General features: G+C 46.5%; 28 protein-coding genes. 9 read left to right on the top strand and 19 right to left on the bottom strand.

Annotated elements, in window-relative coordinates:
- Positions 1–104: 104 nt before the first annotated feature.
- The 7 genes from JKP77_RS17035 to JKP77_RS17005 form a co-directional block, all read right to left on the bottom strand.
- Positions 105–743 carry a DUF2987 domain-containing protein gene (locus tag JKP77_RS17035; protein ID WP_218312367.1) on the bottom strand — a complete coding sequence of 213 codons (639 nt, stop codon included), beginning with the start codon at positions 741–743 and terminating at the stop codon, positions 105–107.
- Positions 740–1,531 carry a glucosaminidase domain-containing protein gene (locus JKP77_RS17030; protein ID WP_218312411.1) on the bottom strand — a complete coding sequence of 264 codons (792 nt, stop codon included), beginning with the start codon at positions 1,529–1,531 and terminating at the stop codon, positions 740–742. Before JKP77_RS17030 ends, JKP77_RS17035 begins: the two co-directional genes overlap by 4 nt.
- Entirely contained in the window at positions 1,524–2,252 is a 729-nt protein-coding gene (locus JKP77_RS17025) for a DUF2189 domain-containing protein (protein ID WP_218312366.1), read from the bottom strand. The genes JKP77_RS17030 and JKP77_RS17025 overlap by 8 nt, the downstream gene beginning before the upstream one ends.
- Positions 2,253–2,314: 62 nt before the next feature.
- A complete protein-coding gene (locus JKP77_RS17020) occupies positions 2,315–2,944 on the bottom strand; it encodes a LysE family translocator (protein WP_218312365.1) in 630 nt (209 codons plus the stop codon).
- Between the two features lie 2 nt (positions 2,945–2,946).
- Positions 2,947–3,678, bottom strand: coding sequence for a Sir2 family NAD+-dependent deacetylase (cobB, locus tag JKP77_RS17015; protein WP_218312364.1), 732 nt, complete (start codon positions 3,676–3,678; stop codon positions 2,947–2,949).
- Positions 3,675–4,523 (bottom strand): sulfurtransferase, encoded by an 849-nt coding sequence (locus tag JKP77_RS17010; protein ID WP_246601252.1) that lies wholly within the window; start codon positions 4,521–4,523, stop codon positions 3,675–3,677. Before JKP77_RS17010 ends, cobB begins: the two co-directional genes overlap by 4 nt.
- A 130-nt stretch (positions 4,524–4,653) precedes the next feature.
- Complete coding sequence (locus tag JKP77_RS17005; protein ID WP_218312363.1) at positions 4,654–5,298, bottom strand: MarC family protein; 645 nt, start codon at positions 5,296–5,298, stop codon at positions 4,654–4,656.
- A gap of 325 nt (positions 5,299–5,623) precedes the next feature.
- Here JKP77_RS17005 and JKP77_RS17000 point away from each other — a divergent pair, with 325 nt between their 5' ends.
- The 4 genes from JKP77_RS17000 to JKP77_RS16985 all read left to right on the top strand — a co-directional run bounded on the left by JKP77_RS17000 (position 5,624) and on the right by JKP77_RS16985 (position 8,796).
- A complete protein-coding gene (locus JKP77_RS17000; RefSeq protein ID WP_218312362.1) occupies positions 5,624–6,064 on the top strand; it encodes a MarR family transcriptional regulator in 441 nt (146 codons plus the stop codon).
- Positions 6,061–7,128 (top strand): HlyD family secretion protein, encoded by a 1,068-nt coding sequence (locus JKP77_RS16995; RefSeq protein WP_218312361.1) that lies wholly within the window; start codon positions 6,061–6,063, stop codon positions 7,126–7,128. The genes JKP77_RS17000 and JKP77_RS16995 overlap by 4 nt, the downstream gene beginning before the upstream one ends.
- A complete protein-coding gene (locus JKP77_RS16990) occupies positions 7,118–8,149 on the top strand; it encodes a DUF2955 domain-containing protein (RefSeq protein WP_218312360.1) in 1,032 nt (343 codons plus the stop codon). The genes JKP77_RS16995 and JKP77_RS16990 overlap by 11 nt, the downstream gene beginning before the upstream one ends.
- A 254-nt stretch (positions 8,150–8,403) precedes the next feature.
- Positions 8,404–8,796 (top strand): VOC family protein, encoded by a 393-nt coding sequence (locus tag JKP77_RS16985; protein ID WP_218312359.1) that lies wholly within the window; start codon positions 8,404–8,406, stop codon positions 8,794–8,796.
- Here the strand turns inward: JKP77_RS16985 and JKP77_RS16980 are convergent.
- From JKP77_RS16980 to JKP77_RS16970, 3 genes are all read right to left on the bottom strand, one after another.
- A complete protein-coding gene (locus tag JKP77_RS16980; protein ID WP_218312358.1) occupies positions 8,787–9,425 on the bottom strand; it encodes a helix-turn-helix domain-containing protein in 639 nt (212 codons plus the stop codon). The genes JKP77_RS16985 and JKP77_RS16980 overlap by 10 nt on opposite strands.
- A gap of 178 nt (positions 9,426–9,603) precedes the next feature.
- Entirely contained in the window at positions 9,604–9,906 is a 303-nt protein-coding gene (locus JKP77_RS16975; protein WP_274608680.1) for a MarC family protein, read from the bottom strand.
- Between the two features lie 188 nt (positions 9,907–10,094).
- A complete protein-coding gene (locus JKP77_RS16970) occupies positions 10,095–10,880 on the bottom strand; it encodes a DUF6671 family protein (protein WP_218312356.1) in 786 nt (261 codons plus the stop codon).
- Positions 10,881–11,005: 125 nt separating this feature from the next.
- Here JKP77_RS16970 and JKP77_RS16965 point away from each other — a divergent pair, with 125 nt between their 5' ends.
- From JKP77_RS16965 to JKP77_RS16950, 4 genes are all read left to right on the top strand, one after another.
- A complete protein-coding gene (locus JKP77_RS16965; RefSeq protein ID WP_218312355.1) occupies positions 11,006–11,905 on the top strand; it encodes a LysR family transcriptional regulator in 900 nt (299 codons plus the stop codon).
- Between the two features lie 162 nt (positions 11,906–12,067).
- On the top strand, positions 12,068–13,642 hold the full coding sequence (locus tag JKP77_RS16960; protein WP_218312354.1) for an NADH-quinone oxidoreductase subunit L: 1,575 nt from the start codon (positions 12,068–12,070) through the stop codon (positions 13,640–13,642).
- Between the two features lies 1 nt (position 13,643).
- On the top strand, positions 13,644–16,052 hold the full coding sequence (locus JKP77_RS16955) for a DUF2309 domain-containing protein (protein WP_218312353.1): 2,409 nt from the start codon (positions 13,644–13,646) through the stop codon (positions 16,050–16,052).
- A gap of 437 nt (positions 16,053–16,489) precedes the next feature.
- Entirely contained in the window at positions 16,490–16,999 is a 510-nt protein-coding gene (locus JKP77_RS16950) for a hypothetical protein (RefSeq protein ID WP_218312352.1), read from the top strand.
- Between the two features lie 468 nt (positions 17,000–17,467).
- Here JKP77_RS16950 and JKP77_RS16945 read toward each other — a convergent pair whose 3' ends face one another.
- From JKP77_RS16945 to JKP77_RS16925, 5 genes are all read right to left on the bottom strand, one after another.
- Positions 17,468–17,974 (bottom strand): type II toxin-antitoxin system death-on-curing family toxin, encoded by a 507-nt coding sequence (locus JKP77_RS16945; protein WP_218312351.1) that lies wholly within the window; start codon positions 17,972–17,974, stop codon positions 17,468–17,470.
- 12 nt (positions 17,975–17,986) lie between these two features.
- Positions 17,987–18,157 (bottom strand): hypothetical protein, encoded by a 171-nt coding sequence (locus JKP77_RS16940; RefSeq protein ID WP_218312350.1) that lies wholly within the window; start codon positions 18,155–18,157, stop codon positions 17,987–17,989.
- Positions 18,158–18,427: 270 nt separating this feature from the next.
- Complete coding sequence (locus JKP77_RS16935) at positions 18,428–20,320, bottom strand: hypothetical protein (protein ID WP_218312349.1); 1,893 nt, start codon at positions 20,318–20,320, stop codon at positions 18,428–18,430.
- 258 nt (positions 20,321–20,578) lie between these two features.
- A complete protein-coding gene (locus JKP77_RS16930; RefSeq protein ID WP_218312348.1) occupies positions 20,579–20,803 on the bottom strand; it encodes a hypothetical protein in 225 nt (74 codons plus the stop codon).
- A gap of 1 nt (position 20,804) precedes the next feature.
- Positions 20,805–21,098, bottom strand: coding sequence for a hypothetical protein (locus JKP77_RS16925; protein ID WP_218312347.1), 294 nt, complete (start codon positions 21,096–21,098; stop codon positions 20,805–20,807).
- A gap of 86 nt (positions 21,099–21,184) precedes the next feature.
- On the opposite strand from JKP77_RS16925, the gene JKP77_RS16920 reads away from it, so the two are divergent.
- A complete protein-coding gene (locus JKP77_RS16920; RefSeq protein ID WP_218312346.1) occupies positions 21,185–21,352 on the top strand; it encodes a YlcI/YnfO family protein in 168 nt (55 codons plus the stop codon).
- Here the strand turns inward: JKP77_RS16920 and JKP77_RS16915 are convergent.
- From JKP77_RS16915 to JKP77_RS16900, 4 genes are read right to left on the bottom strand one after another with little or no spacing between them, the layout of a single operon-like run.
- Positions 21,349–22,275, bottom strand: coding sequence for a helix-turn-helix domain-containing protein (locus JKP77_RS16915; protein WP_218312345.1), 927 nt, complete (start codon positions 22,273–22,275; stop codon positions 21,349–21,351). The two genes, JKP77_RS16920 and JKP77_RS16915, sit on opposite strands and share 4 nt — an antisense overlap.
- Positions 22,276–22,304: 29 nt before the next feature.
- Entirely contained in the window at positions 22,305–22,751 is a 447-nt protein-coding gene (locus tag JKP77_RS16910; protein ID WP_218312344.1) for a hypothetical protein, read from the bottom strand.
- Complete coding sequence (locus tag JKP77_RS16905) at positions 22,717–22,944, bottom strand: hypothetical protein (protein WP_218312343.1); 228 nt, start codon at positions 22,942–22,944, stop codon at positions 22,717–22,719. Before JKP77_RS16905 ends, JKP77_RS16910 begins: the two co-directional genes overlap by 35 nt.
- A 9-nt stretch (positions 22,945–22,953) precedes the next feature.
- Positions 22,954–23,229, bottom strand: coding sequence for a helix-turn-helix transcriptional regulator (locus JKP77_RS16900; RefSeq protein ID WP_218312342.1), 276 nt, complete (start codon positions 23,227–23,229; stop codon positions 22,954–22,956).
- Positions 23,230–23,382 lie beyond the last annotated feature (153 nt).

Genomic DNA, 23,382 nt, shown 5'->3' with positions numbered 1-23,382 from the left:
TCATTTCAACTAAAATGGGTTAAAGGTAACAAAGTAAAAAAGCCAGTAGATAACTAAACCTACTGGCTTTTTCAGAAATTATCACTCTGTCGGTGATAGTGATTTCAACTCTTAGAGGCGATTGCTGTCACTCTCAGAGGCTTCTGGGGAAGTTCGATCCCTTTCCCTTTGTTAAGCCAGTCCATATCTAACATCAGCATGCCATTATTGATGGCAGGGGCGTCTTTGATGAGCGAATCAAGCTCATCGTCCTCAAAGTGGATCATCAATCCTTCAACAGATGGCATCATAAACGAGAGAAAGCTACCCATTTCATTGAAAAACGCGCGGTAATTGTCCAGCAGCATTGCCAGCTCTTCGGCTGTGTATTCGCGCTTTACGAATTCCGGTTTTGTTTCCAGCTGCACTGACATGTCACAGACGTTCGCGCGCTCAGCAAGATCAATTCGAATAAAGGCTTCTGCCATCTTCAGCGCTTTTTCGGTGGGCACCGTGAAACGGTTTTCCGGCGACACCTCCAGCGGCATCTGTTGTTTGTCGGTGACAATCGTAGCGGTGTTAATGTCGCACAACCGCCCTTCCCCAACACGCAGGAAACCAAACGCAAACTGCAGTGCCTGAGTATCGTCACTTCCCAGTTTTCTGACATGGCTGTAAAAGCGGCTGTATTCCACATCAATGATATCAGCCAGTACAGGTTGGCTTATCACTGCAGCGAATACCAAGGCCAGTAGCTTTTTCATTCCGTTAAGTACTCCTGATTAAATCTGATCATATTCTGTAGTTCCTCCACATACGCGGCGCCACGCTCTGAGTAATTCATTAGGCCTTCAGCCAGTGCGACACCGCTGATAGGTATCTGATTTGCCCGCAGCCGGCTTCGAATACGGCGTAACTCTTCATAAGCATCATGCCGGTTCAGGTTTCTCATGTAGGTATAGGTTGCGCGTGAGAGATTATCGAACCGGGCTACCTCATGGTTAGCATCCTCATTTCTGCGCGACGGTACAAAACCACAACCTTTACGGAAGCACCACAAGCCAAAGAAATTATAGCCTTTTTGTGCAAAGCGGCTGGTTCCCCATGCAGACTCGTTCGCCGCCTGCGCAAGCACAAGTTCAACCGGAAGAATATCGATTCGCTCAAGTAATGACAGGATCCTGGACTTTAACGACTTGGATTCATCAACCCGGTACTCCTCGCTCAACCAGTTAACCCGTTCAAGATCGTCTTCGTCAATATCTTCACCGGCCATGACTTCACGAAGTACGGTTTGTAAGTAATGTCGAAGAGAAAGCAGATACGCGTTCTGTTTTTCTACTTCTGGCTTCAGGTAGTTAAAAAATGCGGTTTTTTTCTCGGTTACATCTTCAATTGAAGCAAAGTCTGGTACCGGCTTTTTTGCTTCCTGGGTTTCAGGAACCTCGAGGATATCGGGTTCACGACTAGCCAGGATCCACGCATTGATGACGATAACAGCAAGGACACCAATCGTGATTAAAACAATTTTAACGGTTTCTCGCTTATGCATCGAAGGTTGATTCTCCGTTACTGTCGTGTTCATCAAGCTGTGGTCCGGACTGTCCCACCATGTCTTCATACAACACGCCGATAGCACAAAAGTATAATGGCATAACCCAAATCAGGCCAAAGCCAAAGGTCAGAATACTCACCAGTATCAACACCAGAAATATGGCAAGTAATAATAGCATCTGCCAGAAGTAGCGGTTAACTATTCGACAAGACAAAATGATAGCACTGACAGCGGTAAGTTGTCTGTCTGCCACCAATATCAACGCGAAAGTCGACGCTACCACCATATAAATACCCGGTATGATAAACAGTACGGTTCCAAGCTGAGTAAGGATGATAGTAATTAGGTGGGTTAACGCCAGCACAATGGTCAGCGGAAGATATTTAAACAGATCGAAAACCCGCACATGCTGACTACGCGCAGCACTCACCCCCATCATGTATAACCCGGTCTGAAGTGGCGCAATCACAAGTACCACAGCAATCTGAAATATTGCCTGAAATGTATCCTGTATGCCCTGCATTATGAGCGCCATGATCACAAGCACGAGAAATATCAGTACACATGCCTGTACCAGTGCGGAAAAGTGCTTTTTTACCAGATCATTGGCGCGAGAAAACACGCTTTGAACATCAAACTGGTATTTTCCGTCAAGGGTACGCTGAAGTGAATCCGCGTTATCGGGCTGCTCGGACGGTGGTTTTGGGAACTGCTCCACGCTTGCGTCTCATATGTAGTAAAATTCGTATGGATTATAACGTATTACGTTATTAAACCCCACTATACCCAAACCAGTTTTGCCGCCAGGCCTAAAAGCAACACGCCCATCACGCGATCCAGCCAGTAGCCTTTCTGACCAATTAACTGTGCGACTTTGCTGGTGCTGAGCAAATAGGAAAGAAAGCAAAACCATACACCTGTCGCCAGTGCGAGATACAAACCGTACATCAGCTTTACGCCAAAGGGCGTTGCAACGTCAATGATGGCGGTAAACAGCGACAAAAAGAATAAGGTTGCTTTAGGGTTAAGGCCATTAGTTAAAAACCCTGTCCACAGTGCTCTTTTGTCACTCATAGAACCTGACTGAGACTGTGAACTCGTGGAAGTCACCGGCGTTTTGGCTGGCCCACTTCGCAGCGCGCCAACAGCAAGATAGACAAGATATGCGGCGGCAAGATAACTAATCACCTTGTACAGCCAGGGGGTAGTTGCAATCACAACACTCAACCCCACCAGTGAATATGCCACGTGTAATAAAATTCCCAGCCCAATACCGATACTGGTGAGAATGGCTGTGCGCCTGCCGTAAGCGACACTGTGCCGGACAACGATAGCGAAATCCGGTCCCGGACTTGCCACTGCTACCAAGTGTACCAGCGCGATGGTAATAAATTCATCCAGGTAGAGCATGATTAGTCGATCTCAGAAACTTCCAGAGAAGAGATAAAGGAGGTAACGTAATCTGGAACAATTTTCGACGCCGGGCCATGAAAAGAGGTCTCAAACAATGAGCACCGGTCGCTGGGTTGCAAATTCAGTTCAACAGTTTTTGCGCCGCTATCTGTTGCCACTTGTACAAAACCTGCAGCCGGGTAGACCTGACCTGACGTACCTACCGCAATAAACACGTCAGCTTTTGAAAGTGCCAGGATAATATCATTCATCTGCAGAGGCATTTCGCCAAACCATACAATATCCGGTCGTAGCTGAGAGGCTGGCAGGCAGCAGGGACACGCTGTTTTTGCGTCGAACCGATCAAACCACTCATGACTGGCGCCGGTATTACAGCATCGTGCAGACAATAACTTTCCGTGCATGTGAATGACGCGTTTGCTGCCTGCACGTTCGTGCAGGTCATCAACATTTTGAGTTACCAGTAAAAAGTTGTCACCCAAAGCTGATTCAAGTTCAGCCAGGGCAAGATGCGCGGCATTGGGCGTAACATCAGGTTCCTGAAGCTGAATACGTCTGTCATTATAAAAACGGTAAACTAAATCAGGATCCCGCTCAAACGCCTCCGGCGTTGCCACATCCTCAACCTTGTGCTTTTCCCATAACCCGTCATTATCCCGAAAAGTTTTCAGGCCGGACTCTGCTGAAACGCCCGCACCCGTTAACACAACCACCCGTGGCTTGTCGTTCATGATGACACCTCCACAGGATAGTGTGAATCTGCACCCCACTCTGACCATGAACCATCGTAAACACTGACACGCTTAGCGCCGCACAATAACGCGGCTACGCCAATAATACAGGCTGTGATACCAGAGCCACAGGTACAGATGATAGGGTTTGCTAAATTCACCCCCGCCTTTTCAAATTCTATCTGCAGTTCACTTATCGGTTTTAACTCGCCGTTGGAAATCAGACGCGCATAGTGCAGATTTTTCGCACCTGGCATGTGACCAGAGCGAACACCCTGACGGGGTTCAGGCTCGCTGCCTTCAAATCTCCCCTGGCTGCGGGCATCGACGATTTGCGTATCGCTGTATAGTGCACTTAGCACATCATCAGCAGTAACGAACCATTGTGGCTGTAAATGTGCCTCATACAAACGCGTTTGGTCTGCAAACGGGGGCTCAGGATTCAACGTATAGCCAGCCGCCTCCCATGCCGGGCTGCCACCATTGAGGATTTGTACCTGCTGGTGACCTAAAGACTTTAGCATCCACCAGGCGCGAGGCGCACAATACACACCCCGGGTGTCATAAACTACGATATTTGTAGTATCGGCCACCCCCAGTTGCCCCAGGTAATGACTGAGGGCAGAGACAGAAGGTAAGGTGTGAGGAGACGCCGACTGATGATCGCTACCCTCACCGTCTAAGTCAAAATCTCTGCTGTTAGGAATGGCGCCGGCGTCGCGTTTGTCAGGCTCACCGCTCACCGGATCGTCCATCAAAACCCGAAGCAGTGCCACAGGGTTGCTGGTCAGCGCCTGGCGCAACTCAGTTACATTTGTCAGTGGCATAGTCATAGTGTTTTTCAAACCGGAACTTGATGAGTGAACGAATGGCTCTAATTCACTTCATCATACGGTTATTATGATGAAAAATACAGTGCGCGATAACGCAGATGCAAAGACGCTCAAATCGATAAGGTACTCATTTTCTATTATTTTATTGCGGCAAATGAGCCGCGATATCCAATACGATGGGCTTAATTCCAGCAACAATAAATTCAACCGCAATCACCATGATGATCAGTCCCATTAACCGCATCATGACCTTGATGCCAGTATCTCCAAGCAGCTTAATCAGGCCGCCGGCGAAATACAGTATCCAGTATGTCAGAAATAACACGAGTAAGATGGAGCCGAAAAGTACCAGTTCGTAATTAATTGAGACCGCATCATCCATCAACACAATGGCGTTGGTTAGCGCACCAGGGCCACATATCATCGGTATTGCCAGCGGAGTTACGGAGATATCTTCAACGTAGCTCTTTACATCGTCGTCACCCACTTTGATTCGAGACAACCTGGCCTGCAACATATCCATGCCCATCAGCAAAAAGATGATGCCACCGACTATACGAAAGCTATTGACTGAAATATGGAAAAAGGAAAACAGCAGCTGTCCACCCATTGCGAACAACGAAATAGTGATAAAGGATACGATTAATGCTTTTCGCGCCGTTTTAACCCGCTGCGCCGGCGTTAACTCTGTCGTGAGCGTCATAAATATTGGCATCACGCCCAACGGATTGATAAGCGTAAAAAACGACGTAAAGCATAACAACGCAAACGGCAATAATTCTTGCATGGCACTTTTTTATCCCGGCTGAAAACTGGCGCGATTCTACCAGATGCTTTGCATGATTAAAGGCGCAATTGAGACTTAACCTGAATGCGCACAGAGGCTATCGTTACGCGAACGGCTCGGGAAGGTGGGGCCCAGACACACTTATTTTTTCGGATGATAACTCCGTAATTGTTAACAACCGGGCCCATACACAGACCGTGAAACGCATCTCCCTTAGTTTATCTGTCGTTTAATCTCCTCACCTCATCTGTCGCCATGTATAATTGCTTAGCGTGCTAACTATATACTTAAATACTTAGCATGCTAATTAAATATACAGAAACGTATGGAAAGTAATATTGGGTGGCTATTAAGTCGTGCAGCATTTGCCTGGCGGGACGCAGTAGACCGCTACATGGCTGACCTCGGACTCACTCAAACGCGCTGGATCGCCATGCTACATCTGGATCGCATGGGTGAAGGTTGCAGCCAGAAAGATTTAGCTGACAATATCGGTATCGAGCAATCGTCCATGCTACGCACGCTTAACAACCTGGAAGCTGCGGACTTACTGATACGAAAAACCTGTAGTCAAGACGCCCGACGCAGAACAGTGTGGTTTACTGATAAAGGCCGCTCCTTGCTTCAGCAAGTGGAACAACGCGCTAGTGCTGGCCGCCGGGAAATGCTTGAAGGGCTCAGTGAAGAAGAACGAAAGATTTTTCATACATTGTTAAACCAGGTTATTGATAACGCCCATCATATTTCCAAACCGGAGAAGTCATGACAGCTGATGCGCACTTTAACCGCTGGATGCGAAGGGCGTTAGCGCTTTTCGGTCTCATCTGTACTTACATATTCATTGCTGACCTTGCGATTCCCCTGACGCCCCACTCTATGGTACAGCGCCCCGTAGTCGGTGTTGCACCTCGGGTTGCAGGTGAAGTCATTGACGTGGGTGTGACGAATAATCAGCACGTTGAAAAAGGCGATATTCTGTTTCGTATTGACCCAAGCGATTACCAAATCGCCTTAGAAAAAGCCCGTATGGCATTGAGCGAAGCCCGTCAGTACAACGAAAGCCTTGAGGCGCAACTTGCTCAGGCCAGGGCAAATATCCTCGAATACACGGTGATTCTGGAGGAAAATCAGCGGGAGTATAACCGAGTGGTCTCGCTGGCCAAAAAAGAGCTGATTAGTGCACAACATGTTGATCAAATGCTAGCGGAAGTAGACGCAGCCAAGGCGCGTTTACAAGCGGCAAAACAACACAAGCACGCTCTGCAGATAGAGCTGGGTGAAGATGGAGACAATAATCTTCGCCTGCGTATTGCCCGTATCCAGATTCGGCGGGCTGAGCTTGATTTGTCCCGCACAGAGGTAAAAGCACCTGAAGCTGGCTTTGTGTCGAACTTGCAACTTACGCCGGGTATTCAGGCGCAAGCCAGTGAATCTTTGCTGTCGCTTGTTGTTACTCATAAAGAACGAATTGTGGCTGATTTCAGAGAAAAATCACTATCTGGAATTCCACCTCATGCTCATGCGCTAGTGGTGTTTGATGCGCTACCGGGCAAAGTGTTTAACGGTGATATGGTTAGCCGTGATTTCGGCGTAGAGACCGGTCAGATGAAGGCGGATGGCCGGCTTGCCAAACCTGATGATTCTGATCGTTGGGTAAGAGATGCACAGCGTGTCAGAGTTTACGTAAAGCTGAAAGAGAAAGGTTTACCTGGCAATCTGGTAACTGGAGCCCGTGCCACGGTCTTACTTCAGCGGGAAAATTCAGGTTTTTTCGCCTGGCTTGCCAACGTACAGATGAAAATCATAAGTCTGTTACATTATGTCTACTGAACAGTCCCAGTCGTATTATACTTCGCAGGATCAAAGGCGCGTACTGCGTATTGCCTTTGGTGCCTGCACGGGCTTTTTCATCAGTAAATTCATGGCCTGGCCCAATGGTGTGTTTTTCGCTGTTTACCCCATGTTATTGCTTGGCATGCTACCTAAATTCGATAGCCTTATTGCGTTTGAGTTTGTGGCCGGCGTAATAATCAACGTGGTAGAAATATATTTACTCCAGATGTTTTTCTTCGACCATCCCCTGCTTATGATGGCTGCTGTATTCGGTATCCTGATACTGCACTTTCGTCAAATGGCATCGGGAAAACATTTTATGATGTGGGCTTCGGGGATTGTTACTCTCTCCGTGTTGCTACATTTTTCCAGCTATAACAGCGCTGCAATAAATAACATGGTCGTGTCAGCTTTTTTAGCAACGGGGCTCTCAGTTATCAGTGCTGCGGTTCTTTACTGGCTAATCCCGGAGTCCGAAGCACCTACCCCGCCCCCGTCATTGAACCTGAGCGATTCGCAGTTAAACCACAGAACGATAATGGGAGCAGTTCTTGCTACCTTGTCATTTGTCGCTTTCCAACTGCTTGATTTACGCGATTCGCTGTCAGCACAGGTCGCGACAGTACTGGTACTATTTCCTATGACGTTTCAAGGCTCGTTGGAGGGCTCAGTAAAGCGTGCAAGAGGTGTTGCACTGGGATGCGCCATCGGTATTGCCACTCAGTTGCTGATGTACGACCTTATCCGTTTCCTTCCTCTGGTCACATTGGCCATGTTTATCGCTGTCATGATTACTGCCCGGCTACACCTTATAGAACGTAGCGGTTCAGGTATGGGATTCGGAGCATTAACCACGATCGGAATTTTGTTTGGACAGTACTTAAGTCCGAAATCAGACATGCTGTATAGCAGCTTTTACCGCTTTACTTCTGTGGTCGTAGCATTAACCGTTCTAATGGTGCTGGCGTTTTTACTAGATCACTTTCTGAACCGGTTTGCCCTGACACGCAATGCGTAACAAAAGAAGTACCGGCTAGTTTTTTGGTCATAAAAATAATGGGTAGTCCTTACAATAGACATTGGGTAGCTTTACCAAGCTTTTATCAGGAGCATCGGCTGATACTGGACTGTACGATTTGGTGACATAGCGCAATAAGTCGCAATTTCCACAGAAAAGAAAAAATATGAATTGATCGTGTCGCATTTTTTCAAGACAGTACTTATTCCATTATTTATAGTCAGCTCAGAGTAATTAAAACTGGTTAGAAATATATGAAGCTTAAGTACACTATACTCTTCGTTGAAGATGTAGAAAAAACATTGGAGTTCTATGAAAATGCATTTGGTCTCAAACGCGCCATGCTCCATGAAGGAGGCGATTATGGCGAGCTTGATACGGGTAGCACCACGCTGTCTTTTTCATCCATCAACCTCATGAATGAACTGGGTAAGGATATCGGTCTAGTTGACGCGCAAAAGCCGGTGTTTGAAATCGCATTTGAAACTGAAAACGTGGAAAAAGCTTTGCAAAAGGCTTTAAATGCTGGCGCCAGGCTCATTCAGGATATACGTGAAGAACCATGGGGGCAAACAACGTCCTATGTGGCCGACCACAACGGTTTTCTTATAGAGATATGTTCAGCGGTTAGAAATAATCAGTCATAACCAGAGAAATTGATTTCTGCCTGCAAACAACCTTTTTGTATTGACGAGGGTGAACAGTTAAACCACCTTTGTAACTCCCTCGTCATGTGTGATTGATCAGAATATCCTGACAATACAGCCACTTCTGTTAACGAGGGATGGTCTTCCAACATACGCGCGCATCGCCTCGCTCTAACTAACGAGCTCCAGAATTTTGGCGACATTCCCGTTTCTGATTTAATGTGTCGCTGCAATGTTCGAACAGATACGCCTAAATGTCTCGAAACAGTATCGACGCTACCCAAATCAGATCTTAGTCCTTCCAAAGCCTCATGAACTGAAGATTTCATAAAACAAAATTGTTCTAACCACGTTTTATCTAGTTTATTCAGAGAACAGTTATTTTCCATAAATGTTCCGAAAGCTGACTCATCAATTGTAGTACCCGGCATCAATCTAAATCCATGAAACCAATCTCCAACAGCAATTTTTACGTTACTGATACCCGATGCTAAAGGACTAATAAAAATTGATGAGCGACCCTCAGGATCTTGTCTGAGAATGATATCCCGACAGCCATCTGGCACAATAGTGGAGAAATATTCCTTTTCTCCGGTATGCGACCATTCTTCTAATAAAATATTTTTCATCTATACATAAAGCAATTGGTGTTGCGAACACTACTATACAATCTTGGAACATCATTGCCACGCGAAACAGCCAGCAAGCTATTGCCGCGAGGGATTTTAAATCCCTTGTGTCTACCAATTTCACCATCCGGGCATCGGGTATGCCTTAAAGGCATTTGGTGTCAGGTTGGTCCCTGCATTACTGCTCGCGCAGTGAAGATGGAGGCGGAACCCGAGACAACCTGGCCTGCAACATATCCATGCCCATCAGCGAAAAGATGATGCCACCGACTATACGAAAACTATTGACTGAAATAAGGAAAAAGGAACACAGCAGTTGTCCACCCATTGCGAACAACGAAATAGTAATAAAGGATACGACTAATGCTTTTCTCGCCGTTTTAACCCGCTGCGCCGGCGTTAACTCTGTCGTGAGCATCATAAATATTGGCATCACGCCCAACCGATTGATAAGCGTAAAAAACGACGTAAAGCATAACAACGCAAACGGCAATAATTCCTGAAAAAACAGTTCATGACCCGGCCTGAAATTTTGCGCGATTCTATCAGAAGCCTTAGATGATGAAAGGCAAGCAGAAACCTGTTAGGCAATTATATCGTTGGCCATGTAAAGGATATTGCACGTCGATAGAGAAGCCTCGGATACACAACTAACTGATATTATGACACTCAGGGATTACAGACACTGCAGTAGTAAGGATCGGCGACATCATCTAACCGCTCGGCTTGTTGGTAACCGCACATAGTGCAATGACTAATATGAGCGCGCACCTTTGAGGTTGCAGTTCGACATAATCCGCAAGGTAAGCCGGATTCGTGCTTTTTGACAACAAAGTCTCTGGCGTGACACTCAGGACAATGTGATTGCAGACGATACTGAAGATCCTTGGCGACTTCCGCCAGCAGGATCTGACGGGTTGGGCTATACATCGCTCTGAGATCCGGCGAGATCATATCCCCCTCTTTAATGATGCTGCTTTTTGCCATCTTTAACAGCGAGTTGTGGGTAAGGCCTTTTGTAACGTTTTCTTGCTTTAGCAGCATCCAGCGCTGGCCTGGAAAGCGATTCACCCATTCTGTAAGCACTTTACGGTTTGTGAAGGGAATACTTTCTAACCCTACCGGCCCTTCTGCGTAAGCATAAATAGCTTGTTCTGTTTGGGTGTCGTAAAAACACAATACTTCCTGATTCCAATTGAAAAAACTGGAGTATGGCCCACCACCAAAACTTCCTTCACTGCCAATGCCAAATGCTGAACCAGTCGCCTCACAGGCAATTTTGGCCTTTATCAGCGCACAGGCTTCCGGGCTGTCACGGCGCTCTACCGTTTTACAAAAACTTCCCAGTGTATCTGTATCAAACCCTTCATAGGCCTGCAACGTTAAACCTGCCTTCTTTAATACGGAACTAAGGTACTCTGCTTTGTTGTGACGGGTAGTAATTACGGCTTGCATCTTTGCCAGAGCCTTTGTGCTGCGGAAATGTGATGACAGTATGCAAATCAGAAAACCATAAAAAAAATTGATTTTTTATAATTAACACTTAAATTAAATGAAACGTTCACGTATTCAGGCAACTCATGGCCCGTTTAAACTATCATCATTTTTATTACTTCTGGCGTGTAGCAAAGGCCGAAAATCTGTCAACGGTAGCGAAAGAAATTCACCTGTCACAATCTGCTATTTCAGCACAACTGAAGCAGTTTCAGGAAAATATTGGCCTTCAGTTATTTACGAAGCAGGGCCGGAAGCTGCAACTAACCCCTGCCGGTGAGAACGTGCTGCGCTATGCCGAAGATATCTTTTCAAAAGGTGAAGAATTAGAACAGCAGTTGCGAAGTGGTTTCAACGCCGATCATAAGCATATTTCAATTGGTATTTTGACGAATCTCTCACGTAACTTCATAGATAACTTTATATCCCCACTTATTGCTGATAAATCGATATCATTCAGTTTGCAATCAGGCTCTATCGATACATTGCTGGACGGATTGAAAAGACACAAGCTAGATTTCATTCTGTCGAATCACAGTGCAGATACCTTTAGCGATACCGCGCCCGTTACCAGTGAACTGATATCTAAACAGCCCATAAATATCATAGGCCCGCATCGCCCACGTAAAGACCGGGTATTTCCGACAGGCTATAAGGATGTATCCTGGGTACTGCCGGCGACAAGCAGTGAAATCCGTTCTGCATTTAGTGTTATTTGTGCACAACACGGCCACGTACCTACGATCAAAGCAGAAACCGATGATATGGCGATGCTCAGGCTGTTAGCCAGAGATACTGGCTGCTACACCGTCATGCCCTCGGTGGTAGTCAAAGACGAGATAGCGCAAAACGTACTGTATGTGCATGCTGAGCTGGATAATATTTATGAACATTTTTTTGCCGTATATTCAGCCAAAAAAGGCGTTCCGGATTACGTAAACGCGTTGTTTCAAGAAGCAAAAGTTAATACTACGTCGCTCTCCTGACCTCCGGCTAGGCGGCGATCATTTATCATTGACTGGCTGACAACAGACCTGCTGCGCGCCGATTTACGTTACATTTAATTTAACTATCAAGTTAATTTAATCTATTTTTATTAACCTTAAAAAGCATTCAGACTTCTCCCAAATCATTTCCAGGGAGCTGTGATGTTCGAATTGATAGTTACTCTCGTAATTGCGAGTTTGCCACTATACCTGATTGTATCAGCCCTTATCTCAGGCTATGCGCCATTTAGCCGCTTCCGCGATAAGGTGGTGAAAACCGTACCCGTGTTCATGATAAGTCTTTGCGCAGTCTCACTTATTGTGTTGGGTATTTTATATTCATCTGGTCAACATACTTACACCGCTTTGGTACGCATAACCCCGGTGAGTGCAGTGGTATTAACGTTAGTTGTTATTCTGGGCGCTGTAATTAGCCGCTTTTCCCAGCGCTATATGATGGCGGAAGCCTGTTATCCAACATTTGTCAGATGGCTTCACAACTTGCTGGCAGCGGTGCTTATCACCGTTGTGGCGAATCACCTGTTAATCTTTTTCGCTGGCTGGGTTGCAATTAGTCTGTGTCTGCACCGGCTGCTGGTGCTTTACCCGGAGCGCTCACGGGCACTGCTTGCAGCACGAAAAAAATTCCTTATGGCGCGAAGCTCTGAGCTTTTACTGGCAGTTGCTTTTATCGCGCTATATGTAAATACCGGCTCAGCTTACATTGGCGAAATTAATACCACCCTAGCCGAGTCAGCGGATTCTACTTCCCCACTCATGCTGATGTCAGCCATTTGTATTGCATCCGCTGCGTTATTGAAATGTGCACAACTGCCTTTTCACGGCTGGCTAATCCAGGTTGTAGAAGTGCCGACACCAGTCAGTGCGCTTCTCCATGCTGGTATTATTAATCTTGGCGGATACCTGCTGATACTGTTCGCGCCACTTATGAGTCTGTATGCCGCCGCTAACTGGATGATACTGGTATTCGCGGGCTTGAGTCTGGTGTTCGCATCATTAGTGATGACAACCCGCGTGACAGTGAAAGTGAAGCTGGCCTGGTCGACGTCGGCGCAAATGAGCCTGATGCTGATACAGTGTGCGTTAGGTTTGTATAGCTTTGCCTTGTTACACATGGTCGCGCACTCGCTATATAAGTCTTACTGCTTTTTAAGCGCAGGACAGACTGTTCAACGTTCAGTAACCACCGAATTCGCCAACAAGCAGCCTTCAAGCCTGGCGGACTGGTTAAATGCAACGCTGGTATCACTAGTGATTACCCTCTCGACGGTTTATTTTTTCGCTGAAAACGAGCCGGTTACACCCTGGCTTGTCCTGTTTTTGTCGCTATCAACACTTCTTGCGGTTCGCTTCGCACCTTCTGATCAATCTCATTTTTATGTGTGGATCCTGACTGCATTTGGCCTGGCGCTTTGCTACGGGCTGATGAAGTCACTTTTCACAATGCTTCAGCCCAACATGAATCAGGTAACTGCGGGATCTGCTATGGATATCTGGGTTATAGGTCTTCTCTCTTTCATGTTTGTCCTCCACTTGTGGCTGGAACGCTCACCAACAGGCAAATGGGCCGAAGCAATCAAAGCACAATTGTTCGGAGGCTTATTTCTGGACGAATGGTTTACCCGGGCGACGCTCACAATCTGGCCGGCTTCAAGCGGTTTAAAACCCGGCAAGCAAACAACCCCCAATAACGCCACAACGTCTATCAGGAGATAACATGTCTGAAGCACTTAATACCGTAAAGTCCTTTAATCAGGCAAGACAGTCACAGGCGGTGACGAATGTATGTCAGAAAGTCGCCCCTCACTGGCCGCTGGATAAACTGATTGCCGTGAACCCGTTTTGGAAATCGGTTAACCGTCCCTATCAGGACGTTGCCGCTGAAGCCTGGATGCTTGGCGGGATCCACGCGTTGCCTGAGGCAAGTATGCTGACAGCTCTTTTTGACAGCGGACGCTTTAATCAGGAGGACGTGGACGCCGTACTTAAAAACAGTGAATGTAACGTTTCGGCCTCAGAGGTGCTCTCTTCCTTGCGTGACGGCGACGCGTTACCGGAACCGTTCAACACTATCGCGGCGCTGATAGATAAAGATAACCCGGATAGCGGCTCACCCTGGCATGATATTCTGGTTTATCAGGTCAGCCAGTTTCTGGCAAGCTACTATCAGGTAACGCCTGACATCCCTGAAGACACAACACCTGCAGATCATCTTTTTTCCTGCTGGCGAGACGCCATGCTTGCCGACAGTGGTGTCAGTATTCTACGCAGTGAGCTGAATTTTAAAGCCAGTAAGGAAAAACTGTTTAACAGTAAAGATGAAGCGTTTAGCTGGGTCTTTAATACCATGACAGACTCAGGTTATCAGGCAGAAAGCTACCTTTATGCACTGTTGTTAAAAGTGAACGGCTGGAGTTCTTATATTGCTTACAGAAACTGGCACAATGACACCGGTGAGTTACAGGGCTTGCTCGCTATTTTGGTTGCCTGGGAACACCTGTTGTGGAACCTGTATTTTGATAATCGTCCGTCTGCAGCGAATCAACTCCGGGCCAGGTGGCATTTTGAAAGAACCACTATCTCGACGCGGCTTCATGCTGCGACTTCAGTTCAGAAAAACCGGTGGTTTGCGCTGAGCGCGTATGAATATGCGCAGCAGAAAAAGCTACAAAACCTGCTTACCAGACATACATCTTCTCCTCAGCCTGAGCCGGATGTGCAAATGGCTTTTTGTATCGATGTGCGCTCCGAGCGCATTCGCCATCATCTCGAAACCGTTAATCCGAAGATCCAGACATTAGGGGTCGCGGGCTTTTTTGGCGTTCCTGTAACGGTAACACCGAAAGATACGACTATAAGCCGGCCACAATTGCCAGGTTTACTATCAGCTTCTGTATCGGCAACACCTGTTTCCGACAAGCGGGATCACTATGATTCCTGCGCGTTTTCCTCCACCTTCCAGGAGTGGGGCAAGTCACCGATAGGTGCATTGGGATTGGTCGAAACCGCCGGGGTTAGTTATCTCACGCAAATAGTGAACAGAATTTTGCGCGTAACATCGGCGTCTGACCCTGTCGATGACGCTGCCAAGGCCGACCAATGGGTGCTTAGCCGGGACGGTTCCCCCATAAGCGATAAAGAGCGTGTGGATATCGCCGCATCAGCATTGTCTCTGCTGGCCGTGAAGAAGTTCGCTCCCACCGTTGTGCTGGTTGCGCACACCAGTGAAACCACCAATAATCTTCATGCTACAGCACTGCATTGTGGAGCATGCGGCGGTCAATCCGGCGAAGTAAACGTGCGCATTCTGGCAGATCTGCTTAATAACCTGAAAATCCGAGCAGCGCTGAAAGACAGAGGATTTACTATACCGGCGAACACCCGCTTTATCGCGGCACTGCATAACACCACGACCGATGCAATTTCCTGTTTTACAGCGCTCATGCCGGCGTCTCTCAACGTAAACCTGAAAGAAGCACAGCAACTGGCACAACGTGAACGACTCAGGCAGTTTACCGATGCATCGCCTTTTATGTCTGATAACGACGCAAGCACATGGTTTACTCGCAAGTCCCGCGATTGGTCTGAAGTGCAGCCTGAGTGGGGACTTGCCGGCAATGACGCCTTTATTATTGGCCCTCGCGAGCGCACACGAGGATTATGCCTTGAAGGTACAGTGTTCCTGCACGAGTACCGCTGGCAGCAAGATAAAGAAAACGCTTTGCTAACGTTGCTGATGACTGCACCTATGATAGTGACTCACTGGATAAACATGCAATACAACGCATCGGTCACAGACAACGAAAAGCTCGGCAGTGGGAACAAGGTGCTGCACAACGCACTGTATAACAATATTGGGGTTTTTGAGGGCAACAGCGGTGATTTGCGGATCGGTTTGTCCAGACAATCCGTCCACAACGGTCAGGAGTGGACTCATACCCCTCAGCGATTAAGTGTCTATATCGTTGCACCGAAAAATAACATTCAGCGTGTAGTGGAGGAAAACCCGATCGTGAAGGACCTCATCGACAACGAATGGATTTATCTGTTTACCTGGGAACGCCAGCACAATATCGAACGGCTTTACAAAGGTTCGTGGTATCAGTGGGGCGGCATCAGCGTGTAGTGATAGATAGGCTAAACCGGAGGTGGCTTAATACAGCCACCTCAACGTTGATTTCAACGTAGCCTTATCTGTGGCAAATAGTTTCGGTGACCGGCTTAATCAACATAGAACAGGTTCAAGCCACCCATGCACCTATGGTCACATCTGGCTAAGAAATTATCTAAGTCTATGTAAGTGATTATTTTTATAGGAAATAAGAAATGGTGCCCGGGGCCGGATCGTAATTAAAACCTCAAGCAACTGTTTAAAAAGGAGTTCTAATTACCCAAAATACGACAGTGTTACTTTTAGTGTTACTACCCGTTGATGTGTTGATACTTGCATAGAAATGCTACTTACTTACCGCCCGCCTCCTGCTACACATCATATTTAGAATAGATTGCTATAAAAAACAAGTTCTGATTACGAAAGCTAGTTATGAACGCTCTTGGTGGCTCTTGAGCGTTACTGGCACTTTTATCTATAATTATCAGCAGCTTACGAATATTGATATAATGCCAGTCCACTTTTCGAAAATTGGAATATACATAATGCGAGTCAATATTAAATCTTCAGTAAAAGATCCCAGCCCGATGAGACTAATTCAGCCTCACAAGAACGGAGTTGAGTTTGAGAATAGGCTTCCGAACCACAATGCCAGAAGAATGACAATGCTTGAGGTTGGAGGGTTCACTAGCCCGACAAACGATATTGAGTTTAAGGCCCCATCTGAGTTTTTCGCTTTAGTTCTCGAGGAACATCAGCAAATTGAAAAGCTTTCGGTAATAAAAGATGAGGAAAGCCCAGGTCAAATGACCAGTGAAGGTCAAGAACGGTACCTCAACTACGTTACTTTTCGGGGGGCTGAAGTTGGCGAGACATATACGCTAAGGTTGCATAGAGGAAACGTTACTGACCCAGCTAAAGCCTCTTTCGCAAAAGTATCGCTGCTGGAGTTGTACAACTAAATTATTAGCTCTTTTTAAGTCTTGGCTTTACACTGGCTTGTCCGATCCGGGGTCATGTATTGCCAGGGCTTATCCCTCACACGATTAAAAGCTCTCTATATGCTCCCCCCCATCAAGACAACCCTTCGCACCAATCCTAGTTGTTGTATTTGCTATACCCCACCTGCTCAGGACTCTTCATTTTTTCATGCCTGACAGTGCCCCAGCGAGCTATTCTACAGCGTAAGCTCACGCCCTTGTAACCCCTATTGATATTGGGCTGGCACAGAAATTCGTCAATAGTTTAATGTTTAGAATTTAGGCTGAGTTATTTACTTCAGGGGTTGCCCGGGAATTGGCGATAACAAAACAACCTCAACCCAAAATGCGCTGTATATAGCGATACTTTGCGGAGCCGCGTACCCGTATGGTTCAGGGGGTCTGGAAAGTACCTTTTTTAGGCGGACTTGTCGATCCGGAAACTGGTATTTAGGGCTCGTTTCTGAGTGTTAAACGTATAGGTTCGTCCGGACTTAAATCAGAATAGCAATCTGTTTGCTCCCCTAAACATTCAGCTTTCTGACTGTCTTCGAGTAAGGAACTGTAGGATTTGAACCAACTGGAAAGCAGTACGGGGTCGTTGTGGTCACGGTCTCCAATCGCCACCTGTTCAGCGATATGCAGGGTATCTTCTAGTTTGGGGGAAAATATATAACCATTGATTTGAAGGAACACTTGGCTGGCAAGAAACCCAGTTCGCTTGTTAGCATTCTCAAACGCGTGGGCTTTATTAATAGATATAAATAAACAAGCGGCGAGAATAAAAACATCACCACATTGCTCATAGTATTTATAGATGGAGGGTCTTGATTGTGCGCCTTCAAGCTTAACCCTGTTGACGACATGCCGCTCTTTAGGAGTACATTTAAGAGCGGCTTTATTACACTGTATTAGATCGTCACAGTCTAAATATCGAATCCCTTCAATAATAACCATTACTGAATAAACTTATATTTTTGCTAGTTCTACCAGAACTTCGCGACTACGCTCTTCACATTCAGCGATAGTTTTATTAGTAATTTCTTTGTGATCGCCTTCGTAAGGACGAGGCAAAACAACATCGCTGGAAGCACGCTTGAACAGGGAAAAACCTGTTTCTTTACGTTGTGCAACACTCATAGCACTCTCCTTATATTTCAATTTAAAGCCGATTGGCCGCTGATTATCCACATGTAGCAAACAAAAGCAAATATCAATGTTTTCTGAATGTGTATAAACCTACAGTGGCTCTACGTGCTTTGTAATCAAAACCCTTTGATTACAATACGAACTTATTCCTAAGCTTACTGTAAGTCAATAAACTTTAGATGTATTAATACACAGGATAGTTCAATTTTGATCATGTGCCATGGCTGATGAGTGCCAGGTCAAGCTTATGTCATCATCTTCCTATAAAGGCCGACTCTGGTACTTGTTCAGCGCCCGGACAATACGCTTAGGTGCTTTCTCTATTGCCCTGGCAATCTGATCACTGGACATATCCGCGCCGGTGATGTTTATAGTCACTTCTGGCATTTGGGTAATAGCCTGCTGCATCGGGGCGGAATTACCAGTAAGCGAGGACTGATTGTTAAGGTACCGCTTCAAATCAGTATTGGTTCTTGAGTCTACTACCCGCTCCCCTCTATCGAGCAACCATGTGCCCTCTCTGGGAATGTTATCTATACCTGAGTGGGCGATACCCTCTATACCGGCTATGTTTGCGCCAGTGGCGAGTGTGGCCATGCCAACCGCTGGCATATTGAAAGGAAACGGTGCGCTGGCCCAAGCTTCCTGTATCGCTGTCAGCCCAGCTATTTTTGCCTGTTTGGTTTTGTTCTCCTTGTTCGCCTCAAAAACTGTATCACCCACCATGAGCTGTACGGCTTGAAGTGCTAACCACTGCGCCCCCATCTGACCAAGGTAATTAATTGTTGAGCGTGATAGTCCCTCAAGCATTCCCCGGAACCCATCGCCAAAACTCTGAGAGTCGAACATTGCCTGCTCAAGAGCTGTCCCCATTCGTAAAGAGAAGTTTTCCATCGCGGCCGCTGTAAACTCGTCCATTGACTCCAAATTAGTTTGTGTGGATTCAATCCAGGCTTCCCAGAAAGTTCGGCCCTCTTCCTCCAGTGCCGCGTAAGTGGTGCGCCCTCTCTCTTCAAAGTTGCTCCAGAAGTTTGCAGATGCCTCGTCCATTGCGCCGTCAAGGGTGAACGTATTGGCGGCCATTTCATCAAGAGCGTCAAGACTATCCAGGAATAGCTTGACGTCCATTTCTGGCTCAACGCCGATATTGGTCACAGCCCCTTCAGTATCGAAAGGATCTTTCAGGCCAGCGAAGATATCTTTGGTTTCGCCAAAATTCGGATCATCCATTTCAACCAATCGGTTATTCAGGTTGTCCCATGTCTTCAATAGCTTATTTGCTTTGGCTTCTAGTTCGTCGGTCTCCCCGAACAAATCTACACCTACAGCGTCACCCATGGCACTTAAGCCGGCCGCTGCGTTATATGCTGATACTCCAAAACCGGTAAAGGCTCTATTTAACCTTGTGAAATGTTCATCGATAACGCCGTTTTGTAAAAATTCATTCAGGTGGGAAAGTGGTTCAACCAGATTTAACGCGATTTTGTCACCGATTGAATTCGTAATTGTCTGAAGCGTTTTTACCTCTTTGTTAAAGTCGGTGAGCTTGTCTACCTCTGTCTCGCTTAACGATATGTTCAGGGAATCATAATCCCTTGCCAGTTTCCTGAGCTCCTTACCGTTGTCTTGAAGGGCTGGCATAAGCTTGGTTGCATCGTTGGCGATCGCCTCCATGTAAAATACCTGCTCTTTGGCAGATACGTTGGCATCGTCCATTGCTTTCTTAACCGCTATCAGCACATCGGTGCTGGATAAGTTTTTCAGTGCTTCTGCGGTTAAGCCAACCTTTGGGGCTACCTGTTCGAAGAAGTCTTTAAACGGACCTGCGCCGGTAGCGAGGAAATCACCAAGTTTGTCCTGTACATCCTTGGAGATATCAGCAAAGTTCTCCTGTGAGACATTGAACTGATTAAAGGCGTAACTCATTGATTGGAATTCTTCGACCGAAAGCCCGGCCAGTTGAGACATGGTTTCCAGCTCTTGCGCGTTTTGCCCTGCTCGAACGGTTAGGGCTGCAAACGCTGCCGTAACTGCCGTGACCGCTCCGCCCACTTTCGCCATATTTCCACTTAACGCGCCGACCCTACTATTAATTGAAGTGAAAGCCTGAGCTGTTTTATCCTTCGCTGATATTACAAACTCATAGTTTGCCATACCGCCTACCTCGCTATACCAAAACCAAACACTGTTTAATTATACAGCAATTGGATTACTGGTTGTTTATACAGCAGGTGTTTTTAAAGAACAAAAAACCGGCTTTTACTGCCGGTTTATAATAAAAAGGAATAGAGCGTTTTCCTCTATGTAAAACGCCGAATTTGCCTGTACACCTTATATTTGTTGACTTAGGCCGTTCTCGCATAAATTTCCATGGGCCGTATATGGCCCGTCATCAGAAACAATGGTTCGGCGCTATACCTTTGCGCTAGCCCTGGCGCATAGCTCATTGTATGCCTCGTCCACTTCAACCAATAAGCTTTCCAGCGCCCATGAAGCACAAACAAGCGTGTCCTTATCCAGTTCCTCATCACTAGTACCGGCACAGCTAAATAGCCCGGCTATGCCTTTAGCCTTTTTAACGCCGGATCCGATGACGTCTCTCAAATCAACGTCTCTCATTTTTTCAACTTCCAACATGTTAAGCCACCTCGCTTGGATATTGTTTGTTATCTTTTGCTCGCATACCCAGTTCGCTTGATGAGAAGGACAAGTCCTGTAGGTAATCATCTAAGGCCCAGACTGCGCCCTCAATATCTACTGCGTTTATGTCGTTAGCTTCGACGCAAGCCATGTTTAACACCCTTGCTATCCCTCGTGCCTTTGTCGCGATCGTGTCCACGTGCTTGGCAAGGTCAGCTGTATTCAGCTTGCTTGCGTTGTCTTTTAATTCATCAGCCTCTAAATATGTAACTTGGTTTATGTCGCGGCTCATTGTAATTCTCCAATTGTTCGGTTTGGTTTTGTTGTGTACACTGGTACGTACCAACTTATTAAAACATAGCAGAGCGGTACGTACCAATGCAAGAAAAAAATAAAAAACCTTTTGAGCGTTCTGGTTCAACGAGGAAACAAATCAGGTTCGAAGATGAACTACTGAACAAGATTGAGTCTGATCGCCAAAACACCGGCGAGGCTTTTTCAGAATGGGTGAAAGATGCTTGCCATAAGAAGCTCAAAAATAACTAAGCCGCTTCATCGTCCTCACTCCACGGATCGTCACCTTCGATGAGGACTGTTTCTACTTGGTCGTAACCCGTTGCATCTTCGTCATTGCTCCATAGCATCCAGGAAAGGTTGACCTTCATCTGTCTATCCTCGCAGCGTCTCGCTCTGTACCTGTTCACTGTGTGCTTATAGAATGCGCCAGATTCGTAATCATCAAATAGGCAAATTAGTCTTTCATAATTTATTGCCAGTAGATCCAGTCCTGAATGTGGATTCCACGTATGGTCGATATAGCGTAGTTCTGAAGCTGCCTGGTGAAACTCTACATAGCAATTCTTCACAACTCTTTGCTGAAACTCTTCTAACTCCAAAAACTCCTCAGTGAAGTCATTTCCGAAATCAGGGAAGCGTGGCAACTGTCCGTTAGGAGAGTTGTTAAGTCGCGGCGATTTTTCTTCAGAAAAATTGTTATGATCTAAGGTTTCATTAGGAAGTTCACCTAAGCAGTTACTTACCCTCTGCGGGTATACGTCGTTACCCTCTGGGGGTATAGGTTTACCCTCTGGGGGTAATGGTGGTTTGCTGCTTGTCTTACCTTCCAGCGCTTTCACATTTACAGTGTAAAGGTTTGAGTTCTTCATCATTGCCCCGGTTTTACCGTTCCTTTTTTGATTGGCTCTTGGTCTGGTTCTCTGAGTCTTTGAAACCAAATTCAGGTCAATCAAAACATCAACAGCACGTTGTACCGAGCTTCGCGGAATTGAGCATTTCGTGGCTATGGTGTCCAGTGACGGCCATGCCTTAAAATTGTTTTGTTCACTGGCGTAATCAACTAGCGCTAGCAGAACGAGCTTCACATTTCCTCTGCTTGCCCCGGTTATCTTGGGAACTTCGTAATCCCATGCCAGGCGCAGGTATTTAAATGCGTTCTTTTTATCGGTCATTGCGCCCCCTAAGGGGTAGCCCCGAAGGGCTACGCTGCTTTGTCGTTATCGGTGTGCCAGGATGGAAAGTCCACCTTAGAAAGGCCACGATTCGTCCTGTAGGCATTAAGAAGCCTGAGGGCTTTCTCTCGGTCTTTATCAGTGGCGAGCCAGTACCGGTTGAATGGCTTCTGATAGAAGTAATGGACCGTTGACGGATCGGGCTCCGATATGAAATCAATTCCCCGGTTGTTTTTCAGGTCGCTGATGGTGGAGTGGAGCGCTGACTCATAATAAAGCGACTGTGCTTCTGGTTGGGCGATACCCAGGGGGCCACGCTTTAAAATTGAATATAAGGCCACTTCAACCTTGTGTGGCGGCTTGTTTTGTGTACAATTAGAATTTCTAGCATAGGCGTTGTCGTCCTTCGGGGCGGCTTCTCTTCTCATCTCTGCTTCCCCTTTATGCGTCGAATTTACGTTGCTTGATTTCTTCACGCATCACCTCCGCTATATTGATCCGGATAAGTCTGTTCAAGTCGCTTTCTGTTGCTGTCATTGCGTACATCATCACTGCGCCAAAAAACTCTTGCATGTCTAAGCTCTGGCCTTTGCGATGCTGTGAGGCCATTTTAGTTAGCATCAGTTTTGCTAACGCTTGCATCTGCTTAGGGGGTTGATTTATGTCCATGTGCCCCCCTTACGCTGCTACAGCATCAAGAAGACGGCTGGCGCGAGACTTGCGGTATTCAACTAAGCGAATCACAAGCTTTTTCAGTTCGTCGTCACTCATACCGATAGACCGGGCGGTTAAAACCGCCTGAACTTCTTCGGCAATGTAGCCAGTTGAGCGGGCTCCAAGATTGAGGGCCGGTGGAAATAGCCCATCAAGTACTTGTCGGCGGAGTCCAGAAACAGACCAGGTAGTTAAGGACAGTACTTCTGCGGGCTTAAGGATTGAGATTGTATCGTTCATTTGAATCACCATATGATTATTTAACGTTCATAGTGATTTTCACGCTTACGAAGATTGCTTAAAAGACAACAAAATACGCGGATTCAACTCCGAAGTGCACCACTCGCTAAATTAAGCTGTTCTTCGTAATTCATTGAAGACCACCGATGGTTG

The sequence above is a fragment of the Alteromonas antoniana genome, assembly GCF_019249295.1.
Taxonomy (GTDB): Bacteria; Pseudomonadota; Gammaproteobacteria; order Enterobacterales; family Alteromonadaceae; genus Alteromonas; species Alteromonas antoniana.
Note: the sequence above shows the minus strand (reverse complement) of the source record. Positions and strands in the feature narration are given on the sequence as shown.